The following is a 20,431-nucleotide window of genomic DNA, read 5'->3' as shown; positions in this document are numbered from 1 at the left end:
GTGCCATGCCATAGACCAATTTTTAATCTTGTGCAGTATCTTGTACATTCAGTCCGATAGCATAAAAGTGATTCCATGCGGTTCGTGACAAGTGTCTGAACCTTGTGCTTTGACTGAAATAATCAAATTTTGCATCATTATGGCAATATCCATTTTCTCGCTGATGACCATGACTTGATTGACTGTGAAGAATATTTCAAAACGCAACTCCAGATTTAAGAATAATATGCAAACGTTTTTGTATTGTGTTGATTTTTCCAGATGTTGAAATAATTTAAGTTGAATAGGGCAGATCTACTCAAGAATTTCGTTGTTTTTTGCCCTGCGATCACATGTATTTTTTATGGTTATGTATTGGTGACTGAATACATCCAATGCACTATAGTTAATAATCATTTGAATAGTTGAGTTTTTTTGGTGTAAAGGTGTAATTTTTACCCATCACTGTGCATAGGTGCTTATCTATTAGACTAAGACTTTAGTTATAAGAAAAAAATATAGATCTCAAATAAAACTCAGTCTATATTTAAGAAAATATGAAGAATTGTTACTTAATCATTGCAAAAGTCTAGCTAAATTGTAATTTGATGCTTCAAAGCCAATCGCGAATAACATCAATTATCGTTTGAAATTGTGTGCATTAGACTTTAGTTGCAAGAGTAATAAAAGGTCATATCTTAAAACATCGAAATGTGCGATTTTTCATCTTTATAAGATTGTTCTATACACAAAGAGACCGAAATGGAATGGTTTTTGTATAGTAAATTTTACTGAAATGGAATTTTTGACTCACCACTAACAATGTAATAAAGGAAGCTTGCGTATGCGTTTAGCCCTCAATAAAAAGCCATTTATCGCTCAAAGCCTAGCACTTAGTGTGGCTGCTCTGATGATGACAACAACCCATGCTGCAACCAAAGAACAACAAGAACTTGCTCAGTTGCGTGCCGAAGTTGCAGAGCTAAAAGCATTGATGCAACAACAGCAACAAGTTCAACAACAGCAAGCAGTACAGATTCAACAAGTGAAAGCACAACCAGCTCCGGTAAAAGCTGAATCTCCACTGTCTTCGTTCAAATCTAAGTCTGGCGCAGACATTAATCTATATGGTTTTGTACGTGGCGACGCAAACTACATTATTGAAGGTGCGGATGACGACTTCAACAAAGTTGCAAGTTCAGATGGACAAACTAAAGATAAACTTCGTGCAACAGCAAAAACTACGCGTTTAGGTTTAGATTTCAATACCAATGTTGGTGGCGACAACAAACTTGGCGGTAAAGTGGAAGTTGACTTCGCAGGAACAAATGAAGCACTACGTATTCGTCATGCATATTTAACTTATAACAACTGGTTATTTGGTCAAACTACATCTAACTTCCTGTCTAACCACGCACCAGAAATGATTGATTTCGGTACCAACGTGGGTGGCGGTACAGCACGTATTCCGCAAGTACGTTATGGCTTTAATTTAGCACCTGCAACGAAACTATTGCTTGCTGCTGAAGAGGGCAATAGCTCTGCGACACAGTGGAATGCTACGGACAGTAAAAACGTTGCATCTGATGTGAAATATAGCTTGCCAGTTTTAACTGCGAAATTAACGCAAGGTTTTGCAGATGGTAAAGCAAATGCTTCTGTACGTGGTTTAGTCGAGCAATACAAATCTGAAGAGTCTGGAGATGACAAAACAGGTTGGGGTATTGCTGCTGGTGTGAACTATCAAGTGATTGACCCATTAAAACTAAGTGCAGATGTATCTTACGTACAGGGTAATAGCAACTACTTATACGGAAGCAACACTGCATTTTATGTAGATCCTGCAAATGGTAATATCGAACAAAATGAAGCATTTGGTGTGCAAGTTGGTGGTACGTATAAATTCAACGAAAAATTACGTTCGACTTTAGCGTATGGCGCACTTTTTGCGGATGACGGTACTGATTATGCAACTTTAAACCCAGCAGCAAATGAAGAAGTTTACCAAGCATGGATTAACTTCATCTATTCACCAGTTAAGCCTTTAGACTTAGGTGTTGAATATATCAATGGTAAACGTGATACCTTTGCTGGTGATAGCTACAAAGACAACCGCGTTGGCTTAATGGCGAAATACAGCTTCTAATCATATGATGAAATAGTTGTGGTTTTAAAAACAGGAGCTTTAGGCTCCTGTTTTGTTTAAGTCGAGAATTTATACAGACTAAATACATTCTGAATATAGACTTAAGTATTAGGCCAGAAAAGAATAAGTGAAATAGTTGGAAATTATTGTAAAAAAATAAAGATTATCTATAAAAAATCTGCATAATGTCGGTCTTTCGCCCATATTGTACTTTTATTGGTTGTTTTTGAGCCAATATGGGGCGGTTTTGTGATTTTTTTCAAAAAACCGTATCTGTGTCCAAACATTATTGGGCATTACGTTATTTCAGTTTACTCATCGTGTAGAGCTGAACATGTTATGCATCAGATCGCTTAGTTTGTTACCAATTTACCCGTTGCCTGAATTTCCATACGCAAGACTGAGTTTGTCTCAGATTTACGAAATATCTCTTGAAGTATCAATGGATTCGGTGGCTTATTAGCCAGATAACAAAATCTAAGCATCCGTTTTATGGACAATTGTCATGGAATTTACTTTTAACGCTTTTTATACCTTGATTGCTGCTGTTATCGTTTTGTTACTTGGCCGCTTCTTGGTAAATAAAATTGGTTTCTTGAAACGCTACAACATTCCTGAGCCTGTCGCAGGTGGTTTAGTTGCAGCGATTATCTCCTTGGTTGTGCATAGTCTTTGGGGCTATAGCATCACGACCAGTAGCGAATTGCAAACAAGTTTTATGCTGATTTTCTTCGCCTCAATTGGTTTAAGTGCAAACTTTGCCAAATTACGCGAAGGCGGAATCGGTCTGGTTATTTTCTTGATGGCTGTCGCTTCATTTATTGTGGTGCAAAACTTTGTCGGCATTAGCCTTGCAACTTTATTGGGTATTGACCCACTTATTGGTTTGATTGCAGGTTCAATTACCTTAACTGGTGGTCATGGTACTGCGGGTGCTTGGGGTGAAATTCTAGAAGTTAAACATGGTATCCAAGGTGCATTAGCTTTGGGTATGGCGAGTGCGACATTTGGTTTGATTATTGGGGGGTTGATTGGTGGTCCTTTAGCAAAGTTACTTATTAACCGCTATCAATTGGCAACACCTCGTACCAATGAACAAATTGAAAAGAGTGATAACACGCCACTGACTGATATTAATTCAACAGAATATGTACCGTTTGAATATCCACATCGTGTGCGTTTAATCACTGCGGATAATGCGATTACAACATTAGGTTTGTTTGCAGGCTGTCTGGCTTTTGCTGACTTTATGACCGGTCATATGAAAGGCACAATGCTTGAGTTACCGACTTTTGTTTGGGCGCTTGCAGGTGGTGTGATTTTACGTAATGTGTTGGAAGGTATTTTCAAAGTTCAAGTCTTTGACCGTGCGATTGATGTATTTGGTAATGCATCATTGTCGTTGTACCTTGCGATGGCTTTACTTTCATTGAAATTATGGCAATTGGCTGACCTTGCTGGTCCGCTTGTAGTGATTTTAGGTGCACAAACGATTACGATGGGCTTATATGCTGCATTTGTAACATTCCGTGTAATGGGTAAAAACTACGATGCTGCAGTGTTATCTGCGGGTCACTGTGGATTTGGTATGGGTGCAACCCCAACTGCGGTTGCAAACATGCAGGCCATTACCAACATGTATGGCCCTTCGCACAAGGCATTCTTGATTGTGCCTCTATGTGGCGCATTCTTTGTAGACTTGATTAACGTTGCTGTCATTCAGTCTATTTTGCAATATTTTAACTAATTGGAAATGCAATTTGCCCTAGGAAACTAGGGCTTTTTTGCTTTCAGGTCTCTCACAATAATTAGGATATCGAGATGAATGATCAATTAAATGAAACATTACTCGGGTGGGTGAATACACTGAATGGACCTCTGTGGGACTTTTTGGTGATTTTCCTTGTTGCGGTAGGTGTGTTTTACACGCTAATTACGGGTGCAGTACAGGTTCGCTTATTTTTGCACAGCATCAATGTCATGAAATCAAGCCGTAAGGAATGTGATGATGATCATGGCATCACACCTTTTCAGGCTTTTGTCACTGGGCTTGCTAGTCGTGTAGGTGTGGGTAATGTCGCGGGTGTTGCGATCGCAATTGCGATTGGTGGACCAGGAGCAGTATTTTGGATGTGGGTCACTGCATTTTTAGGCATGAGTTCAGCTTTTGTTGAGTCATCTCTGGCGCAGTTATTTAAAGTACGTGACCAAGAAAATAAACAGTTCCGTGGTGGACCTGCCTACTATATTACTCAAGGCCTGAAACAAAAATGGTTGGGTGTAGTCTTTGCCGTTGCCCTCATTTCAACCTATGGTTTTGTGTTTAACGCAGTACAAGCAAATGCGATTACAGGCGCAACAGCGCATGCATGGGGTTGGGATAAAGCCAATCTGGCATTTGAACTCGGCGGCATTCATATTGTGGTGTCTTGGGTTGGACTAGCTTTAGTCTTGCTGACCGCGATGATTATCTTCGGTGGAATCAAGCGTATTGCCAAAGTTGCAGAAAGTTTCGTGCCATTGATGGCCTTGTTGTATTTGGCTGTTGCGTTATATATCGCCGTAATCAATTACGCTATTTTACCCGATATCTTCCAACTCATTTTCTCTAAAGCTTTTGAGTTTGAAGCTGCTGCTGGTGGTTTCTTCGGTGCGATGGTTTCTATGGCAATGATGATGGGGATTAAACGTGGTTTATTCTCTAATGAAGCAGGTATGGGGTCGGCACCGAATGCAGCAGCTGCATCGGATGTAAAACACCCTGTAAACCAAGGTTTGGTACAAATGCTTGGTGTATTTGTGGATACCTTCGTGGTGTGTTCATGTACAGCGATTATTATTTTAGCCTCAGGACTTTATCATGACGCAGGCTTTGAAGGCGTAGCGCTCACCCAAATGGCTTTAGAGAGCCAAATTGGTTCTTGGGGGGATGACTTCCTTGCGACAATTTTGTTCTTGTTTGCTTTTTCATCGGTCATTGGTAACTATGCCTATGCGGAAGGAAATGTACAATTTATCAATAACAATGCCAAGGTGATGTTTGTCTTCCGTATCTTTGTTTTGATTATGGTGTATCTCGGTTCAGTGATGAGCGTGCCTCTCATTTGGAACACTGCGGATTTGTTCATGGGCATTATGGCTACCATTAACTTGTTTGCTATTTTGTTATTAACACCATTCTTATTGATGCTGTTAAAAGACTATTTAGCGCAGCTGAAACAAGGTGTGAAAGAGCCTGTATTTAAATTGGATAACCATCCTAAATTTAAAGACAAAGTGAAATCAGACATTTGGTAATTATTTAGTAAATTAAAAAAGCCTCTACATTGATAGAGGCTTTTTTATCGCTATTTAGCCGCTAAAGTAAAACTACAGCTGATAAAATGCAAAACTTAAAATCAGGCTTAGCCAAATCGGGAGTTTGGTTTGAAGCAGTAAAATAACAGCAATTACAAAAACTAAGTCAGTCCAATGCTTGAAATAACTTTGTCCCATTTGTATCACTAAACACAGCAGTAAACTTACCACTGCAGCATTGATCCCAATCACTGCTTTTCGGATCGCAGCCTGTTGCATAAGCCAAGACCAATAGGGCAAGGTTGCAAAGATTAAAAAGAATGAGGGTAGAAAGATTGCTAAAGTGGCTAGAACCACATTCAGCCAAACAAACGGCGTTAAAGGCAGTAAAGCACCTAAGTAACTGGCGAAACTAAATAAGGGGCCGGGCATGAGTTGAGCTAAGGCATAACCCAAGTCAAATTGTTCGGCAGATAAGATTTGGTTGGCAACAAAGTCCTGATGTAAAAGTGGCAAAATAATATGCCCACCACCAAAAACCAAAGATGCGGCTTGGTAGAAACTAAACAGACTTTGTGAGAAAAGTGAAGAAGATGGATACCACACAATGAAAAGTATAAAAGGCATAGCAAAAGCAATCAGCCAAAGATAAGCCTGCTTTGCTTGGACTTTTGCTTTTAAGCTACTGTCCTGAGCCTTTGCTACAGAAGATGATGCGAAATAAATACCGACCAGAGCTGCAATTAAAATGACGATGACTTGGCTGAATGGCGATGGAACAAAGTAAAGAAATAAGGTGCTAAATAACATCAAGACATATTGCCAAATGCTTTGACAGAAACTTCTCAACATTTGCCAAAAGGCCCAGATCACCACTGCAAAAACGATCAACTGAATGCTATGCAATGTCGTTGCACTGAGTTGGTTGAAGTACTGCTGGCCCAGTACCGCAAGACATGCCATGAGGAGCATAGATGGTAAAGTAAAGCCGAGCCAAGCCGCACACGCGCCACGGTAGCCTTGGAGTTGATAACCAATGGCAATACCCACTTGGCTACTGGTTGGCCCTGGAAGTAATTGTGCGAGAGCAACCAGCTGGGCGTATTCAGCATCACTCAACCATCGAAGTTGTTGTACAAAATGACGGTGAAAAAATACCACATGAGCAGCAGGCCCACCAAAAGACAAGCAGCCCAATTTTAAAAAGTGCAGAAAAATTTGAGTGATATGCTGAGTGCACATGTTGAATTATGCTGACAAATTGAAACAGATTATAATGGGGGAATATGACGCTTTTACGAAAAGCAACAGTACTTGGACTGCTGATTTTCATACACTATGCTGTTGGAAAAATTCGCTTTATCTCAACCTCGGTGAATCATGTTGAACATTAAACTTAGCCTTATGTCGTTTACATTGCTCGCTTTAGTCGGTTGTCAAAGCATACCCAAAGTTGCTCAAGAAACGCCAAGTCAGGCATTTTCAGCCGAAACTGACTCAGGTGAACCTCAACAGCGACTCAACCAGATCAACTTTAAACAGCTCAAGAAAGAACAAAACCGCCCAATCATTGCGTTAGTGTTGGGGAGTGGCGGTGCACGTGGTTATGCACATATTGGTGCAATTCAAGTTTTAGAACAGTCGGGGATTCATCCCGACTTTATCGTGGGAACCAGTGCCGGTAGTATCGTCGGCTCACTGTATGCCAGTGGTAAAAATGCCAATCAAATTCGGGATATTGCGTTGAACATGAAAGCCAATGACGTGCGTGATATTCGTTTGGACATGAAAGGTTTCTTTGATGGACAAAAAGTTGAAGATTATGTGAATGAACAAGTGAGCGATATTCCACTTCAGCGTTTACCTATTCCGATGTATGTAGTGGCTACGCAGTTAAAAGAAGGCAAAAAAGTCGTCTTTAACTATGGCAATACTGGGCAAGCGGTTCGAGCATCGGTATCGATCCCGAGTATGTTTATTCCAACTAAAATTGGTGCTGATGAATATGTGGATGGCGGTTTAGTCAGCCCAGTACCTGTGGATGTAGCACGCAAGTTAGGAGCAGATATTATTATTGCGGTCGATATTTTGGCGCAGCCGATGTATACCGAAACCTCAAATGTCTGGGGGCTGTTTAACCAAAATATCAATATCATGCAAAAGAGCCTTGCACAAATTGAGCTGAAAAATGCAGATGTTGTGATACAGCCAGACTTACGCGAAAAGGTGCATATCTTTGATGTCAGTGGACGTGAAATGACTATGCAAGCTGGGGTCGATGCAACCGTTGCGCAGTTAGGACAGATTCAAAAAGTTTTTGCGCAGAAAAATTATAAGCAGAAATTGAATATTCAAAATATTCAAGCACGAACACATTGATCACGCATGATTTCAACATAAAAGCCTGAATGGGCTTTTATGTATCTTAATAACTCGAAATTTAGTCAATCAGGCTCGAAGTCATTTATATGCTATGAAAATACTAAAGGGTCAATGTTTTGAATAAATTAAAATTTGAAGAAGGTCTATAGATTCAAAAGCTTAGTGTTCTTTATATATATATTTCTGAATGATACTTAAATCACTATAAATAATAATGATGGTTTTGTTACCAAATTTAGTGTTCAAAACCGATATAATAAATGTCACATATCCTATTATCTTACCAATTAGAGAACGTGATGTCCCCATTAGATCAAATTGCTGCGGCTGCGGATGACCAGTCTGAACTCACTATGTCGGTCTTAATGACACCTGATATGGCGAATTTTTCAGGAAATGTGCATGGTGGCACCATTTTGAAACTGTTAGACCAAGTAGCATATGCGTGTGCAAGTCGTTTTTCAGGAAGCTATGTGGTGACCTTATCGGTTGATAAAGTTAATTTTAAAGAGCCGATTCATGTCGGTGAGTTAGTCACTTTCTTGGCCAGTGTGAACCATGTCGGTCGTACTTCGATGGAAATTGGTATCCGTGTTGAAGCACAAAATATTCAAAAGCGTACAGTGCGCCATACCAATAGCTGCTACTTCACTATGGTTGCGGTAGATGAAAATGGTAAGCCAAAACAAATTCCTGCATTGAACTTGGACAATGACTGGAAGCGTTGTCGTTTTGAAGCGGCAGAACAACGTAAAGTCGCGCGCTTACAAGAGAACCATCATCCTTCGTGCAGTATTTATAAAAAAACATCGCATAGTTAAATGCAATGAAAAGATCTCCTATATAGGAGATCTTTTTTATGTCTGACGTTTATGTTTTGAATAGACGCTTATATGGGAAAACTACGCAAATTTGGTTTTCAGTACCTGTTGATCTCGAATTTCTAAAGTCCTTATGCATAAATAAAAAGAAACCAAGACAGGATATATCTTGGTTTCAAATGACGCTAAAAAGTTGTTGCGATCCAGCAGGAGAGTAAAGACACTGGATCTCTCAACATTTCAATTATTTAGCGGCTTTTTCTTGATTCGGTTGTTCCGCTGATGCTTCCGAAGCAGGTGCATTTGCACTTAAGTCTGTAGTTTCAGCTGTTTCTTGGGTTGATACCACAACTTTGTCTTCTTGAGCTGGCGCTTGTTGAGGTGCAGCAAAAGTTGCAAAGCTTGCAGCTGTTAAAGATGTTGCAATAATTAAGTGTGAAAGTTTCATGGTTTTGGCATCCTTATATTTTATAGATAAAAATAGTTCAGACTGATCATCACATCAATTTGAACTGAGCTTCATGCTATCGCCTGAATATCTGCGGTTCAATCGAAGCAACAATGTGAAAAGTGCACATTACCTAAAACTACAGATGATGAAAAAATAGTAAGCTTTAAGTAACAAGTAGAAGTTTTTTGTGAATAGATTAAGAGGATGTGGTGAATTAATGATCAATATGGATGTTTGAAAACTCACATAAACTGTACAAAGCATGCGAATTAAGTGCGGAACTCTAATTACTGTGTTGAATAAAATGTAAGGAAGTTTGTCCAATAGGGAGATAAATGAATGAAATGCTAGCCGATTGAATGTTGAGTTTTCAATGCCATGGATTTGAGATGAGAAAATTGGTGATTTAAATTAAGATGGAGGCTTATTTTATTGCGCTGTTTTTATCATATTCCACGCTAGGTATAAAACTTTGAAACTGATGTCGATGTCACAGGCGGTTCCTACGCATATTATTTCGGGCTTTCTTGGCGCGGGTAAAACCACTTTACTCATACATTTGTTGAGCCAGAAACCAGAACATGAGGTCTGGGCTGTACTGATGAATGAGTTTGGGCAAATTGGTGTAGACCAACAACTTATGCCACAAACGAAAGGCTATGCGGTGCAAGAATTACTTGGTGGCTGTTTATGTTGTAGTAGCCAACTACCGATGCAAATTTCATTGTCTCGTTTGCTCACAGAGCAAAAACCTGATCGACTGTTTATTGAACCCACAGGCTTGGGACATCCAGCGCAGTTACTGGAGCAACTGACCGAGCCACATTGGCATTCGACCTTACAGATGCGTGCGCCGATCACAGTGCTGGATGGTTCACGTTTACATGATCATGCATGGACAACACAGAATTTGTATCAGGATCAATTAAAAGCGGCGCAGATTGTGGTGGTTTCACATCAAGCTCAAATGCAAAAAGCAGATCAAGACGCTCTTGAAAAACTGCAAAACGAATATCAACCTTATGCTCAGCAGTGGTTGATGGCAGAGCAGGGCAAGATTGAGCTTGCACAAATTGATTTTCAGTACATCGGAACAAAACGCTTAAAGCAACCTTTACTGAACATTCAGCAACAGTTAAAAATGACTCAACAAGATTTTCCCGACATTAAACAGCTGCCGTATCACTATGTAGAAATGGCACAAGGCTATAGTGTTGCGGGTTGGAAAATGCCGAAGCGTTGGGTTTTTGATTTTTACGATTTATTAGATTTACTGTGTGAACAGCAAGATTGGCGCCGAATTAAAGGAATTTTCCATACCAATCAGGGGTGGAAAGCATTTAATTTCAATCCCGAACAGTTTAACTATCAAGATGTTGAAGAAGGAATTGATAACCGAGTTGAATTGATTGTTCAAAACCAAAGAGATTGGATGGGTTTTGAAAACGCACTTTTTGAATGTCGCATAGAGCAATAACTTCAATTGTTTTAAGCAAAAAAAGCCGAAATCTTATATGCTAGTCGGCAAATTTGAGGATGGTATGTATGGCGCTTAAAGCTACAATTTATAAGGCAGATTTGAATATTGCCAATATGGATGTTCACCAATATGGGGACTATCAACTGACTTTGGCATTACATCCTTCAGAAACCATTGAGCGTTTGATGGTGCGTTTGTTGGCATTTGCACGTTTTGCGGATGAAGCTTTAGAGTTTACCAAAGATTTATTTGAAACCAATGAGCCTGCGCTGTGGGAAAAAGACCTCACGGGTCAGTTGGTGAAATGGGTTGAAGTGGGCAGCCCAGACGAAGATAAAGTGAAAAAAGCCAGTGCACGTTGTAAGCAAGTGGCGATAGTCACTTATGGAACAGCGGTCGATGAATGGTATAAGCGTAACAGTAAGTTGAAAACATTGAACAATGTTGAAATCTGGCAATTGTCGACTGCAAGTACTGAAGCGGTTCAAGCCCTGTGTGAGCGAACCATGCAACTTCAGTTGAATGTAATGGATGGTGAGTGGACCTTAATTGGTGACAATGCTCAAGCCATTATTGAATGGACGCAATTGCAATAAGCAAGCAGTTTAACGAGATCTATTGATTGAACAGGTTGGAGCGAGAACATGAGCGCAGAATTAGAAATTATTGATTTGGTTGTCGGTGAAGGCAAAGAAGCAGTCAAAGGTGCTTTAATCACTACACATTATACGGGCTGGTTAGAAGATGGAACCAAGTTTGACTCATCTTTAGACCGCGGGAACTACTTTGAAACTGTAATTGGGACAGGCCGTGTCATTAAAGGTTGGGACCAAGGGATTATGGGGATGAAAGTGGGTGGTAAACGTAAACTCATCGTGCCGTCACATTTGGCTTATGGTGAGCGTAAAATGGGCAATATCATTCCTGCCAATTCAAATTTGATTTTTGAAATTGAATTGTATGATGTAAAAACACGTGATTAATCAAAATTAGTGATAATTAGGCAATTACAAGGATGTATTTGATTAATTTGTAAAAATCACTTGGTTTTTAAGAAAAACATTTGTAGATTAATTCTTAGGCAGAGCGTATTTAAGGGAAGAGTCGCTTTTGTATAGCTCATTGAGCAAACAGTCTTTGTTTAGGCTTATTTTAGGCTGTTTGCTGTTTTTAAGTTTAATACCTTCGACGTGGGCACAATATGAAGCTGAGCCTACGCAGTATTATTTGCACCAAAAAAATGTCAATGACATTCAATTCACCGAACAAACCACCAGTTACTTAAAAGGTACATGGTCTTATTATGACCAAGTGCTGATTTCTCAGCCCAATCGTAAACTCCCTTCTAAAACGACCGAACTGCCAATTTCATTTCAAGAACTTACAGGCAGTAATGTGGGGTATGGGACTTTTGTTGGTCATTTCAAAATTCCAGAGGAATTTATTGGCCGAAGATTAGCCATTCATATCCCCAATCAAAATTGTGCTTATCGGGTTTATCTCAATGGCGATTTCTTAGTTCGTTTAGGGGATGTCGCGGATAATGCAGGGGAACAGCAAACAGAAAATGCACCGCGGATTGCTTATTTTGTTCCTGACGGCCCCTATTTTACTTTAAGTATACAAGCCTCAAACTTTAATAATTTACGAGGTGGCCTTGAAAGCCCAATGCATATTGGTATTTCCAAAACGATTAATCGACATTATCAGCAACTGATGATGAGTATCGCCATGATTTGTGGTGTGGTGTTTGGTGTGGGAATGTTCACCACCATGTTCTCGATGTTCCGTGGTTCAGATGAACGGAATAGCAAAAGTATTTTTGTTTTTGGTATTTTTATTTTATTTCTTGCTCTACATAATCTTTTTACCGCACCATATGCCTATACAACTTTCTTAGATATCAATTGGTTGTGGGGCATTCGATTAGAATATTTATTTATCTATTTAGCTGTCATGTTTTTTTTGAGTTATATGTATTTACTCAATCAGCATTATTTACAGTATTGGATTTATACTATTTCCATGCTGGTTTTGACCCTGAATATTGTCATTACCTTATTGTCTGAGCAAATTGTTTTTGAGCGGTTGGCTTTTTATAGCGCATTCTTCAGTATTATTATTTTGATTAATTTTGCCTATGGTTTTTACATTACGTTAAAGACTAAACAAAAGTATTCAAAACTCAATTTATACGCTGTGGTATTGTTGTGTATATCGTTTATCCATGATTTTTTGCTGACGTTACATGTGATTGATTCGATTCATCTCTCTTTTATTTCTACAAGTTTGTATGCCCTTTTGGTGATGTTCCAACAATCGCGTAATTATGCCTATCAGACATACCATACTGAACGCTTAAATAATAATTTAATTGAATTGAATGATTCTCTAGACCAAAAAGTGCAACAGCGTACTTCTCAATTACATGACTTAAATGAAAAACTCGAATATCAAATTCAAATTGATGCTTTAACAGGCGCCTATAATCGGCGTGCATTGAATCAAGAAATACAGCAGCGTTTTGTTGAAACACAACAAGATAGTCATGCAACTTTGGCTTTTGCTATGATGGATGTCGATTATTTCAAAAATTATAATGATTACTATGGGCATCTAAAGGGCGATGAAGTCCTGCAAAATCTGGTCAAAGTGATTGGTGCAGTCTTGCCACATAATGCCTACTTAGCACGCTATGGTGGGGAAGAGTTTGCTATTGTTTTATATAATGTCCCAATTGTGATTATTCGCCAGATTATGCAAACCGTTTTAGATGCAGTGCGGAGTGCATGTTTTGAGCATCGTAACCGCCAAGATGGCAAAGATTACGTGACTTTGAGTATGGGCGTGTCGTGGATGGATCGTGAAACAAGTTATGCCAATATTCACGATCTCATGAAAGCAGCCGATTTAAAACTCTATCAAGCCAAAGAAGCGGGCCGTGATCAGATGAAAATGCCCAATGAATCAAATGAAAATGAGTGAATTTAGTTGAGTCATACTTCTGTTAATAAACCTTAGGATAAGAGTTTAACCATGGTCACCATTTTGGGATTTGGTATGTCTTGGGTGTGGATTTGAAAGCCATGTTTTTGATAAAAAGAGCATGCCGTTTGGGTGCTTTCTAAACTCATTTGACGAATTTTTTTACGTTTAAGATGTTCAATAACCGTTTCTAATAATGCTCTACCAATGCCGCGTTGTTGTTCAGCGGATGAAATGTAATTAAGTAGAATACGACCTTGATCACTGACCATAATAAAACCGACCACGTGCTGATTGAGTACATAGACCCAGCTGTCGTTATAGTGCATCCACATAATCAGGTTAGATTGAGTCTTATTTTCTAGCCAAATTTGAATCGTACTTTCATGGCGATGGTGGTCTTTGATACATGATCGAATACTGTCGTGTACGACATCTAAAATTTCAGGAATGTCCTGAAGTTGCGCTGCCCGTATCATCTTTTCTTCTTAGAGCTATAGAAACAGCTATTTCATGCTAGCGACTGTATTTATTAAATTGAATTACTGTTAGTACGGATGTAACTTTGTTGTTCAATCACGCTAACTTAATTATTTTTTATAGTGATTTTGTGAGTGAAAAATCATATTTTGTGATGCTTTTCACATTCATTAAAATATGTGTTGAATCACTTGAATTGGTTTGAGAATCAACATCCAATTACAAGTCATCGAAATGAGCATTGGAGTTCATCTGGAGTCTGCTTTTATTAATTTGGTGTTTATTTAAGCGATAATGCTGTATTTTAAAAGGGAATATTTGTTACGAGAGCAGGGCATGGCGACATTTTTACTGATGATTTGCATACTCATTGCTTTGGTTGCGGCATCTATTATTGTAATCAAAATTCAAAAAAAGCAACGTTTTCTGAAGCGACAAAAACAAGTGGTTGAATCAGAAGCAGCATCTTCTCAAATGACAACGCATACCAATAGAGAACCTCAGGTTGAGCGTGTTATTGAAGTTGATGCTTATGAACAAGAGCTGTTCGATGACGTGGCGACTCTATTTCTAGATCAAGCGATATTGCTCACGGCTGAAGAAGATGCAACATTGATGCAAAGCACCTTATTGGTCAAAATGCCTGCGAAAACCCAGACGCAAATCCGAAAAATGGATTTAAATGAATGGTCTATTTTTTGGAGTTTCTATGATCAGTCGCTTGAATATTATGTAAGTCGTTATGGCATGTTTTATACGCATATTGACCGCAGTGGACGTGAGCATAAAAAAAGCCACCGTACTCGCGATTAATCTCTACGCTTTAGCCTCTACAGCTATGAATAACTGTTTAAAGATTCGTTCTGCAACATGAGTCAGATAGAAGTCATCTTGTTTCAAACGTGTCATTAAAATTGCGCCCTCATAATCGGCAACACTGATTTTAGCCAGTGCCTCAGCTTGAGCAATGGGCATGACCTGCTGAAAGTAGTGGAACAATGCCAACTCCCAATCTTGGAAAATCGACTGAATTTTGAGATGGATTTGTTTGGATAAATGCGGGATTTCCAAAGACAGCATCCCGACTAAGCAGCCTTGAACACCAACACTAAAAAAGGTGACAGCTTGTTGGTGCAAGTGTTCAAAGCGAACACAATACTCTAAGTGTGTATCATTCAAAATGCTGAATAGTTTATGGTTTAAGTATTGCTGGCTGACGTGCAAAATATCTAAAACCAAAGCTTCTTTATTGGGATAATAATAATAAAAGGCCGCTTTACTAAGCCCACAAGACTTTGCCAATAAATCCATACTGGTGCCTGCATAACCATGGGTTTTAAAGGTGTGCATGCAGTGCAACTGGATTTGTTCTTTACTCAGTTTTTGTGGGCGCATAGAGCTTTAGAGTTCCGTAGTGGTTGGTGATGATAAATAGCGATTGAAAGTGTTCAGCATATCTTCCCAGATGGCTTCGGCCCCCTCGCGGAAATATCCCATATGTCCAATTACTTTCAAGCCGTAGTCATTGGCTTCAATATTAAGATAATGCATGTTCGCTTGCCGATAATGTTGCATAAATGCATGCCTTGAGTTGGGTAAAGCCCAGTCATCATCAAGTGCTGAAATAGCATAGATAGGGGTTTTAACCTGTGCATATTGTTCCAGTAAGTGTTGTTGCTCAGGATCTGCAAAAAAGTAGGTCGGATTTTTACACCATTTTCGCCACTGTGTGTAGACATCTACAGGTAAATCGGTGCCCATTTTCAACAGGCTCCAAGGCAGATAGCCCTTTAGTGCAACCATCGGCGGGAAAATAATATTCCACATGACATGTACTTTCATTTTCTCCCGAAACGGCATATAGCCATGCCAGCCTGCACCTGTGCCAAAGCAATACATCGCAGTGACTTGGTCATGGTTGTGGGTTAAACCTAAGGCTTGGCCACCATAGGAATGCCCAACCACAAAAATGGGTTTACCGTCTTGTGCGACGAAGTCAATTGCACCAGATAAGTCCAATTGTCCCCAGTCTAAATAGGACATACTAAAACCTTTTAACTGCTTCGGTGCAGAAAGCCCCACACCGCGATAATCAAAAGTTAGGACTTGATAACCTAAAGTGACTGCATACTCGGCAAAGCGACGATAGAACTGCTGTGGTACACCTGTTGCACTGGCCACAATAATGTTGGCTTTGATTGGCTCAGATGAGCGATAACGTGTGCCAACGAGTACATAACCATCGGTTGCTGAGAATTGTATAGTTTGTTTCTCTATTTGAATCGAATCTAAATGGGCGGTGGCTTGCATCATCATTTCTTCTTTTTTGTTAATTACTAAAGTGGGTTCTAGGCTTTTAAGTTTTATTGCCCTTTAAACTGAGCAGGGCGGCGTTGCAGCATCGCCATGACGCCTTCTTGGACATCTTGGGTTTTGAGTAGCGGGCTGAGGTGCTCTTGTAAATGTGCAAAGGCATAGTCTGCGCCGTGTTGTACTGCTTGTTGTGCAGAAGCTAGTGTGGCTTGAACGGCGAGTGGTGCAGCTTGCGTAATTGACTCTGCAAGGGTAAGTGCTCTCTCTAATGTAGCATTTGAGGTGGATGCTTCTACGATCTCGGTAATTAAGTTCAGATCAAGAGCTACTTGCGCATTGAAGCTGTCACCTGTGAGTAGATAGCGCATAGCCTTGTTCCAACCTGCCGCTTGTACAAAGCGAACCGTTGCACCGCCAAAGGGTAAAATACCGCGCTGCACTTCAATTTGGGCAAATTGTGTATTGGCATCGGCAATCACCACATCGGCATTGAGTATGAGTTCAATTCCCGCGGTAAAGCAAAAGCCTTGGACTGCCACAACCACGGGTTTGGTGCGAGGTCTAGAGCTGGTGCCCCAAGGGTTAATTTGTGACGCAGGAAAGTCGAAAACGCCTGCATTGAGTTTGGGTTGTAACTCAACTAAATCAAGCCCAGCGGTAAAGTGTTCCCCGTGGGCAAAAATTACAGCACAGCGCAGTGAAGGATCATCCTCATATTCGGTAAGGGCTAGTGATAAGTCATGAATCATATGACTATCGAAAGCATTGCGCTTGGCTGCGCGATCTAAACCAATTAAATATAACGAACCGCGAACTTCGCGACTGACACGACCTTGTTGTTCTGACATTTTGATTATTCCTGTATCGTTTTATAAGTTTTTAAACGATTGTTAGAAAACTGTCAAAACTTATGTGTATACATTCTGTGACTCGACAGTTTGCTCAGATTCTCTGAAAAGAAGCTCAAATTTGGATTGAGCGGAATTGTCTTGCCTTTATTGAGTTTTTTTTCATAATAGCAGCACTTCTTTGAATGCCAGTTGAACCATGTCTAGCCTTGAAATATTTGCAGTCATCATTAGCTTAATCGGAGTGACGTTGACCATTAAGCGCAATATGTGGTGTTGGTGGTTTAACTTCGCTGCTTTCTTGTTATATGCCTATTTGTTTTATACCTATAAGCTATATGGCGAAACCATTTTGCAGTTTTTCTTTGTGGTGGTGAACTTTTACGGTTTTTATCACTGGTTCAAAGGTAAACAACAAGATCATGAGATTCGGATTGAACCGATTACAGCTCGGCAAGTGATGTTGCAAATGCTGCTTGCTGCTACGGTTGGCGCAGTATTTGGTTTGAGTTTAAAGTATTTGACCGATGCCGCTGTCCCTTTACTGGATGCGCAACTCGCTGCATTTAGTCTATTGGCGACCTATTGGACCAGTCGTAAACATATTGCGACATGGGTGCTGTGGGTATTTGTCGATATTGTTTATGTCGGTATGTTTATCTATAAAGATTTGTTCTTGACCGCGGGTTTATATGCCTGTTTTGTCGGCTTAGCGGCTTTTGGATGGTGGCAATGGACACAGGTACGTCATAGACAACAACTGAAAAGCGTATAGGCCGGGCAATGTTGATTGACTTTAAATATACACAATTGGCTCAATTTGAGTCGGTCATTGAGCGGTTAAGGAGGAGTCCAAAGCAATATTTAGACTTTGCTTCGGTTGCTGATTTTTATCAGGCCACTTGGCTGGGTGATTTACCCAGCAGTGCAAGTTGGGCGGTCACAGGACTGGATGATGGGGCAGAGCATTTTGAAATTCGCTTGGCTTGTTTTGAGCGCGTGGTTTTTATTCATATTGTAGATGATATTGTCATACAGAATGGCACACATTGATATCCTAGATCGCGGTATAGTCGGTGCTGGAGCATCGTCTAGATTTGCCCTTTTTACAGGATGACGAGATTCAGTTTTTCAGCCCTGATCAGGGCATGGATGTTTTACAAAAACAAAAAATAAAGGATTTAATGCTATGGCACATCAGTTTGTAGTCAATGCCACCATCAAAGGTGTTTCATTGGATGACTTCCGTCGACTCGCAGCCGATATCAGCTTACATGAAAATGTTTGTCGTCGTATTCCTGGAGAGAAGTTGGAAATTTTGGAGTCGAATAAAGTCGGCGATATTTATACCCTCAAGCGCGCGTATAACTTGGATGTCAATATTCCCGATATTGCGAAGAAATTTCTAAAAGATGCCTTTCGCTTACAACGTACCGACGTCAGTAATTTAGTTGTGCTCAGCTCGGAAGTCCGTTTAGACCCCAACTTACCTTTAGAAGCTGTGTGCCAACGTAGTGTATCGGGTAATGATGAGCAGATTCACTTCCAATTGGAGTGGACGGTAAAAGTGAAAGTGCCATTGATTGGCGGTATGTTAGAAAAACATGCTGAAGGCGAAATTCGGAAGTTTAGCCAAATCGAGCTTGATATTGTGGAAGATGAACTGCGCCAAAATTTGCATGCAGAAACTTTAAGCTGAAAGCTTTTACCTTATGTTTTTCAAAGTAGCTTACATAAAAAGAAACCCTTCGATTGAAGGGTTTTATTATTTTAGTGTTTTGCCTCGAACTGAGTTCGATAAACCCAAGCTGTGAAGAAGCAAACCAAACAGACCAGCCAAATATAATACATCGCGCCAATCTTGCTATAGAGACTGAGCCATTGAACCAAAGGCAGTGTAATGCCTCCTGCAATGGCATAGGCGACATTGTAGGAAAACGAAATGCCTGAAAAGCGGATCGGAGCAGGGAACATTTTGACCATGCTATAGGACACAAGCCCTACCGTGCCTGAAAAAAATCCCAAAAGCATATACAGTGCAAATACCGTAGTTGGACTAACCACACCTAAACTGTGATAGAAAATGGTCGCAATAGTGGCAACAGCAAGCGAGCCAAAAATCAAAACCTTGGCTGCACCCAAACGATCGGCCAATGTCCCTGCGAGTATACATCCCAGCATTTGCATGATGATCGCAGCACTTTGCATTTGAAAAGCATCGCTACGTTTAAAGCCAAAGACACCTGTCAGTAAGTTTGGCATGGCTAAAATCAGTACCACCACGCAAGCGGTTAAGAACCAAGTCAAGAGCATGCCTATCACCACGGCAGTTTTATGGTTGGCTAAGACTTGTTTTACTGGCATTTCTTTAGACAGCTCTTTACGTGCTTGTATGGCTTTGAACACTGGTGTTTCTTTCAAATAACTACGTAAATATAAGGCCACTAAGCCAAAAATACCGCCCACAATAAAGGGAATACGCCATGCCCAATCATGTATAACTGCTTCACTAAACTGAAGAGAAATGAACAGTGACATTAAAGCACCGAGCAAGATGCCGAGTGACAAACCTGCGGTGAGTAAGCCATTGGCAAAACCAATTTTTCCATAGGGAACATGCTCGGAAACAAAGGTCCAAGCCGCTGGAATTTCTCCACCAATCGCGATGCCTTGTATTACCCGCATAAGGAGTAAGAGCAGTGGTGCGGCATAACCAATCGTTTCAAAGGTTGGCATAACCCCGATCATGAGGGTAGGTAAAGCCATGAGCAAAATAGATAAACTAAAGAGACGTTTACGCCCGATGAGGTCACCAAAGTGCGCCATGACTACACCACCAAGTGGACGGAAGAAGTAACCTGCGGCAAAAATGCCGTAAGTATTCAGCATGGCCCAAAATGGGCTGAGTCCTGCAGGAAAGAACAACTCAGAAATAATTTTGGCGTAAAAAACATAAATAACAAAGTCATAGAACTCAAGTGCGCCACCGAGTGATGACAGCCCAAGGGTACGTTTGTCTTCTCCGGTCAAACGTGGTGTTGCATCCATGCGTATATTTCCAAAGCTGAATAAAGGTTTATATTTGATTTTAAAGAAGCCTTTTTTGAATGAATAATCAATCTTTCTTTACTGGGTTTGAACTAAAAATTATACATGAATCAACATAGTTGATTTGACGGTCAACGTAAATATATAACGCAGACGAGATAAAAAGCTTATGATATAAAAAGAATAAATAGGTATAAAAAT

General features: G+C 40.1%; 20 protein-coding genes. 13 read left to right on the top strand and 7 right to left on the bottom strand.

Going from position 1 to position 20,431, the window contains the following annotated elements; all coding sequences use genetic code 11:
• The first annotated feature begins 823 nt into the window (after positions 1 to 823).
• From CDG62_RS14350 to CDG62_RS14340, 3 genes are all read left to right on the top strand, one after another.
• Entirely contained in the window at positions 824 to 2,125 is a 1,302-nt protein-coding gene (locus tag CDG62_RS14350; protein ID WP_087528720.1) for a DcaP family trimeric outer membrane transporter, read from the top strand.
• A gap of 505 nt (positions 2,126 to 2,630) precedes the next feature.
• A complete protein-coding gene (gene gltS / locus CDG62_RS14345) occupies positions 2,631 to 3,872 on the top strand; it encodes a sodium/glutamate symporter (RefSeq protein ID WP_087528719.1) in 1,242 nt (413 codons plus the stop codon).
• A 74-nt stretch (positions 3,873 to 3,946) separates the two neighbouring features.
• Positions 3,947 to 5,422 (top strand): alanine/glycine:cation symporter family protein, encoded by a 1,476-nt coding sequence (locus tag CDG62_RS14340; protein WP_087528718.1) that lies wholly within the window; start codon positions 3,947 to 3,949, stop codon positions 5,420 to 5,422.
• Between the two features lie 72 nt (positions 5,423 to 5,494).
• On the opposite strand, the gene chrA is transcribed toward CDG62_RS14340, so the two are convergent.
• The gene (gene chrA, locus CDG62_RS14335; protein WP_087528717.1) at positions 5,495 to 6,664 is read right to left on the bottom strand and encodes a chromate efflux transporter; all 1,170 of its coding nucleotides are present in this window, start codon (positions 6,662 to 6,664) and stop codon (positions 5,495 to 5,497) included.
• Between the two features lie 138 nt (positions 6,665 to 6,802).
• On the opposite strand from chrA, the gene CDG62_RS14330 reads away from it, so the two are divergent.
• Complete coding sequence (locus CDG62_RS14330) at positions 6,803 to 7,801, top strand: patatin-like phospholipase family protein (RefSeq protein ID WP_087528716.1); 999 nt, start codon at positions 6,803 to 6,805, stop codon at positions 7,799 to 7,801.
• A gap of 302 nt (positions 7,802 to 8,103) precedes the next feature.
• Positions 8,104 to 8,625, top strand: coding sequence for an acyl-CoA thioesterase (locus CDG62_RS14325; RefSeq protein WP_058869179.1), 522 nt, complete (start codon positions 8,104 to 8,106; stop codon positions 8,623 to 8,625).
• 244 nt (positions 8,626 to 8,869) lie between these two features.
• Here the strand turns inward: CDG62_RS14325 and CDG62_RS14315 are convergent, their stop codons facing one another.
• On the bottom strand, positions 8,870 to 9,073 hold the full coding sequence (locus CDG62_RS14315) for a hypothetical protein (protein WP_004694446.1): 204 nt from the start codon (positions 9,071 to 9,073) through the stop codon (positions 8,870 to 8,872).
• A gap of 475 nt (positions 9,074 to 9,548) precedes the next feature.
• Here CDG62_RS14315 and CDG62_RS14310 point away from each other — a divergent pair, with 475 nt between their 5' ends.
• The 4 genes from CDG62_RS14310 to CDG62_RS14295 all read left to right on the top strand — a co-directional run bounded on the left by CDG62_RS14310 (position 9,549) and on the right by CDG62_RS14295 (position 13,541).
• On the top strand, positions 9,549 to 10,553 hold the full coding sequence (locus CDG62_RS14310; RefSeq protein WP_213070680.1) for a CobW family GTP-binding protein: 1,005 nt from the start codon (positions 9,549 to 9,551) through the stop codon (positions 10,551 to 10,553).
• A 68-nt stretch (positions 10,554 to 10,621) separates the two neighbouring features.
• Positions 10,622 to 11,152: a YaeQ family protein gene (locus tag CDG62_RS14305; protein WP_087528713.1), complete on the top strand. Its 531-nt coding sequence runs from the start codon at positions 10,622 to 10,624 to the stop codon at positions 11,150 to 11,152.
• Positions 11,153 to 11,200: 48 nt separating this feature from the next.
• On the top strand, positions 11,201 to 11,539 hold the full coding sequence (locus tag CDG62_RS14300; RefSeq protein WP_004981094.1) for an FKBP-type peptidyl-prolyl cis-trans isomerase: 339 nt from the start codon (positions 11,201 to 11,203) through the stop codon (positions 11,537 to 11,539).
• A 127-nt stretch (positions 11,540 to 11,666) separates the two neighbouring features.
• Positions 11,667 to 13,541 (top strand): diguanylate cyclase, encoded by a 1,875-nt coding sequence (locus CDG62_RS14295; protein ID WP_087528712.1) that lies wholly within the window; start codon positions 11,667 to 11,669, stop codon positions 13,539 to 13,541.
• A 32-nt stretch (positions 13,542 to 13,573) separates the two neighbouring features.
• On the opposite strand, the gene CDG62_RS14290 is transcribed toward CDG62_RS14295, so the two are convergent.
• Entirely contained in the window at positions 13,574 to 14,020 is a 447-nt protein-coding gene (locus tag CDG62_RS14290) for a GNAT family N-acetyltransferase (protein WP_087528711.1), read from the bottom strand.
• Positions 14,021 to 14,357: 337 nt separating this feature from the next.
• Here CDG62_RS14290 and CDG62_RS14285 point away from each other — a divergent pair, with 337 nt between their 5' ends.
• Positions 14,358 to 14,834, top strand: coding sequence for a hypothetical protein (locus CDG62_RS14285; protein WP_171405717.1), 477 nt, complete (start codon positions 14,358 to 14,360; stop codon positions 14,832 to 14,834).
• Between the two features lie 3 nt (positions 14,835 to 14,837).
• Here CDG62_RS14285 and CDG62_RS14280 read toward each other — a convergent pair whose 3' ends face one another.
• Genes CDG62_RS14280 through CDG62_RS14270 form a run of 3 tightly spaced genes read right to left on the bottom strand, consistent with a single transcriptional unit; the run spans position 14,838 to position 17,182 of the window.
• The gene (locus CDG62_RS14280) at positions 14,838 to 15,416 is read right to left on the bottom strand and encodes a TetR/AcrR family transcriptional regulator (protein ID WP_087528709.1); all 579 of its coding nucleotides are present in this window, start codon (positions 15,414 to 15,416) and stop codon (positions 14,838 to 14,840) included.
• Between the two features lie 6 nt (positions 15,417 to 15,422).
• On the bottom strand, positions 15,423 to 16,331 hold the full coding sequence (locus CDG62_RS14275; protein ID WP_087528723.1) for an alpha/beta fold hydrolase: 909 nt from the start codon (positions 16,329 to 16,331) through the stop codon (positions 15,423 to 15,425).
• A 53-nt stretch (positions 16,332 to 16,384) separates the two neighbouring features.
• Positions 16,385 to 17,182: a crotonase/enoyl-CoA hydratase family protein gene (locus CDG62_RS14270; RefSeq protein WP_087528708.1), complete on the bottom strand. Its 798-nt coding sequence runs from the start codon at positions 17,180 to 17,182 to the stop codon at positions 16,385 to 16,387.
• A gap of 199 nt (positions 17,183 to 17,381) precedes the next feature.
• Between CDG62_RS14270 and pnuC the strand changes: the two genes are divergently transcribed.
• From pnuC to CDG62_RS14255, 3 genes are all read left to right on the top strand, one after another.
• A complete protein-coding gene (gene pnuC, locus CDG62_RS14265; RefSeq protein WP_087528707.1) occupies positions 17,382 to 17,957 on the top strand; it encodes a nicotinamide riboside transporter PnuC in 576 nt (191 codons plus the stop codon).
• Positions 17,958 to 17,965: 8 nt separating this feature from the next.
• Entirely contained in the window at positions 17,966 to 18,235 is a 270-nt protein-coding gene (locus CDG62_RS14260; protein ID WP_087528706.1) for a hypothetical protein, read from the top strand.
• 136 nt (positions 18,236 to 18,371) lie between these two features.
• Positions 18,372 to 18,881: a DUF2505 family protein gene (locus CDG62_RS14255; RefSeq protein WP_058869189.1), complete on the top strand. Its 510-nt coding sequence runs from the start codon at positions 18,372 to 18,374 to the stop codon at positions 18,879 to 18,881.
• Between the two features lie 71 nt (positions 18,882 to 18,952).
• On the opposite strand, the gene CDG62_RS14250 is transcribed toward CDG62_RS14255, so the two are convergent.
• Entirely contained in the window at positions 18,953 to 20,230 is a 1,278-nt protein-coding gene (locus tag CDG62_RS14250; RefSeq protein ID WP_087528705.1) for an MFS transporter, read from the bottom strand.
• Between the last annotated feature and the right edge of the window lie 201 nt (positions 20,231 to 20,431).

Source organism: Acinetobacter sp. WCHA55 (assembly GCF_002165305.2).
Lineage (GTDB): Bacteria > Pseudomonadota > Gammaproteobacteria > Pseudomonadales > Moraxellaceae > Acinetobacter.
Note: the sequence above shows the minus strand (reverse complement) of the source record. Positions and strands in the feature narration are given on the sequence as shown.

Coding starts and splice junctions, on each gene's coding strand:
- CDG62_RS14350 (WP_087528720.1), top strand. CDS start 824: ATGCGTTTAGCCCTCAATAAAAAGCCATTTATCGCTCAAAGCCTAGCA.
- gltS (WP_087528719.1), top strand. CDS start 2,631: ATGGAATTTACTTTTAACGCTTTTTATACCTTGATTGCTGCTGTTATC.
- CDG62_RS14340 (WP_087528718.1), top strand. CDS start 3,947: ATGAATGATCAATTAAATGAAACATTACTCGGGTGGGTGAATACACTG.
- chrA (WP_087528717.1), bottom strand. CDS start 6,664: ATGTGCACTCAGCATATCACTCAAATTTTTCTGCACTTTTTAAAATTG.
- CDG62_RS14330 (WP_087528716.1), top strand. CDS start 6,803: ATGTTGAACATTAAACTTAGCCTTATGTCGTTTACATTGCTCGCTTTA.
- CDG62_RS14325 (WP_058869179.1), top strand. CDS start 8,104: ATGTCCCCATTAGATCAAATTGCTGCGGCTGCGGATGACCAGTCTGAA.
- CDG62_RS14315 (WP_004694446.1), bottom strand. CDS start 9,073: ATGAAACTTTCACACTTAATTATTGCAACATCTTTAACAGCTGCAAGC.
- CDG62_RS14305 (WP_087528713.1), top strand. CDS start 10,622: ATGGCGCTTAAAGCTACAATTTATAAGGCAGATTTGAATATTGCCAAT.
- CDG62_RS14300 (WP_004981094.1), top strand. CDS start 11,201: ATGAGCGCAGAATTAGAAATTATTGATTTGGTTGTCGGTGAAGGCAAA.
- CDG62_RS14290 (WP_087528711.1), bottom strand. CDS start 14,020: ATGATACGGGCAGCGCAACTTCAGGACATTCCTGAAATTTTAGATGTC.
- CDG62_RS14285 (WP_171405717.1), top strand. CDS start 14,358: ATGGCGACATTTTTACTGATGATTTGCATACTCATTGCTTTGGTTGCG.
- CDG62_RS14280 (WP_087528709.1), bottom strand. CDS start 15,416: ATGCGCCCACAAAAACTGAGTAAAGAACAAATCCAGTTGCACTGCATG.
- CDG62_RS14275 (WP_087528723.1), bottom strand. CDS start 16,331: ATGCAAGCCACCGCCCATTTAGATTCGATTCAAATAGAGAAACAAACT.
- CDG62_RS14270 (WP_087528708.1), bottom strand. CDS start 17,182: ATGTCAGAACAACAAGGTCGTGTCAGTCGCGAAGTTCGCGGTTCGTTA.
- pnuC (WP_087528707.1), top strand. CDS start 17,382: ATGTCTAGCCTTGAAATATTTGCAGTCATCATTAGCTTAATCGGAGTG.
- CDG62_RS14260 (WP_087528706.1), top strand. CDS start 17,966: ATGTTGATTGACTTTAAATATACACAATTGGCTCAATTTGAGTCGGTC.
- CDG62_RS14255 (WP_058869189.1), top strand. CDS start 18,372: ATGGCACATCAGTTTGTAGTCAATGCCACCATCAAAGGTGTTTCATTG.
- CDG62_RS14250 (WP_087528705.1), bottom strand. CDS start 20,230: ATGGATGCAACACCACGTTTGACCGGAGAAGACAAACGTACCCTTGGG.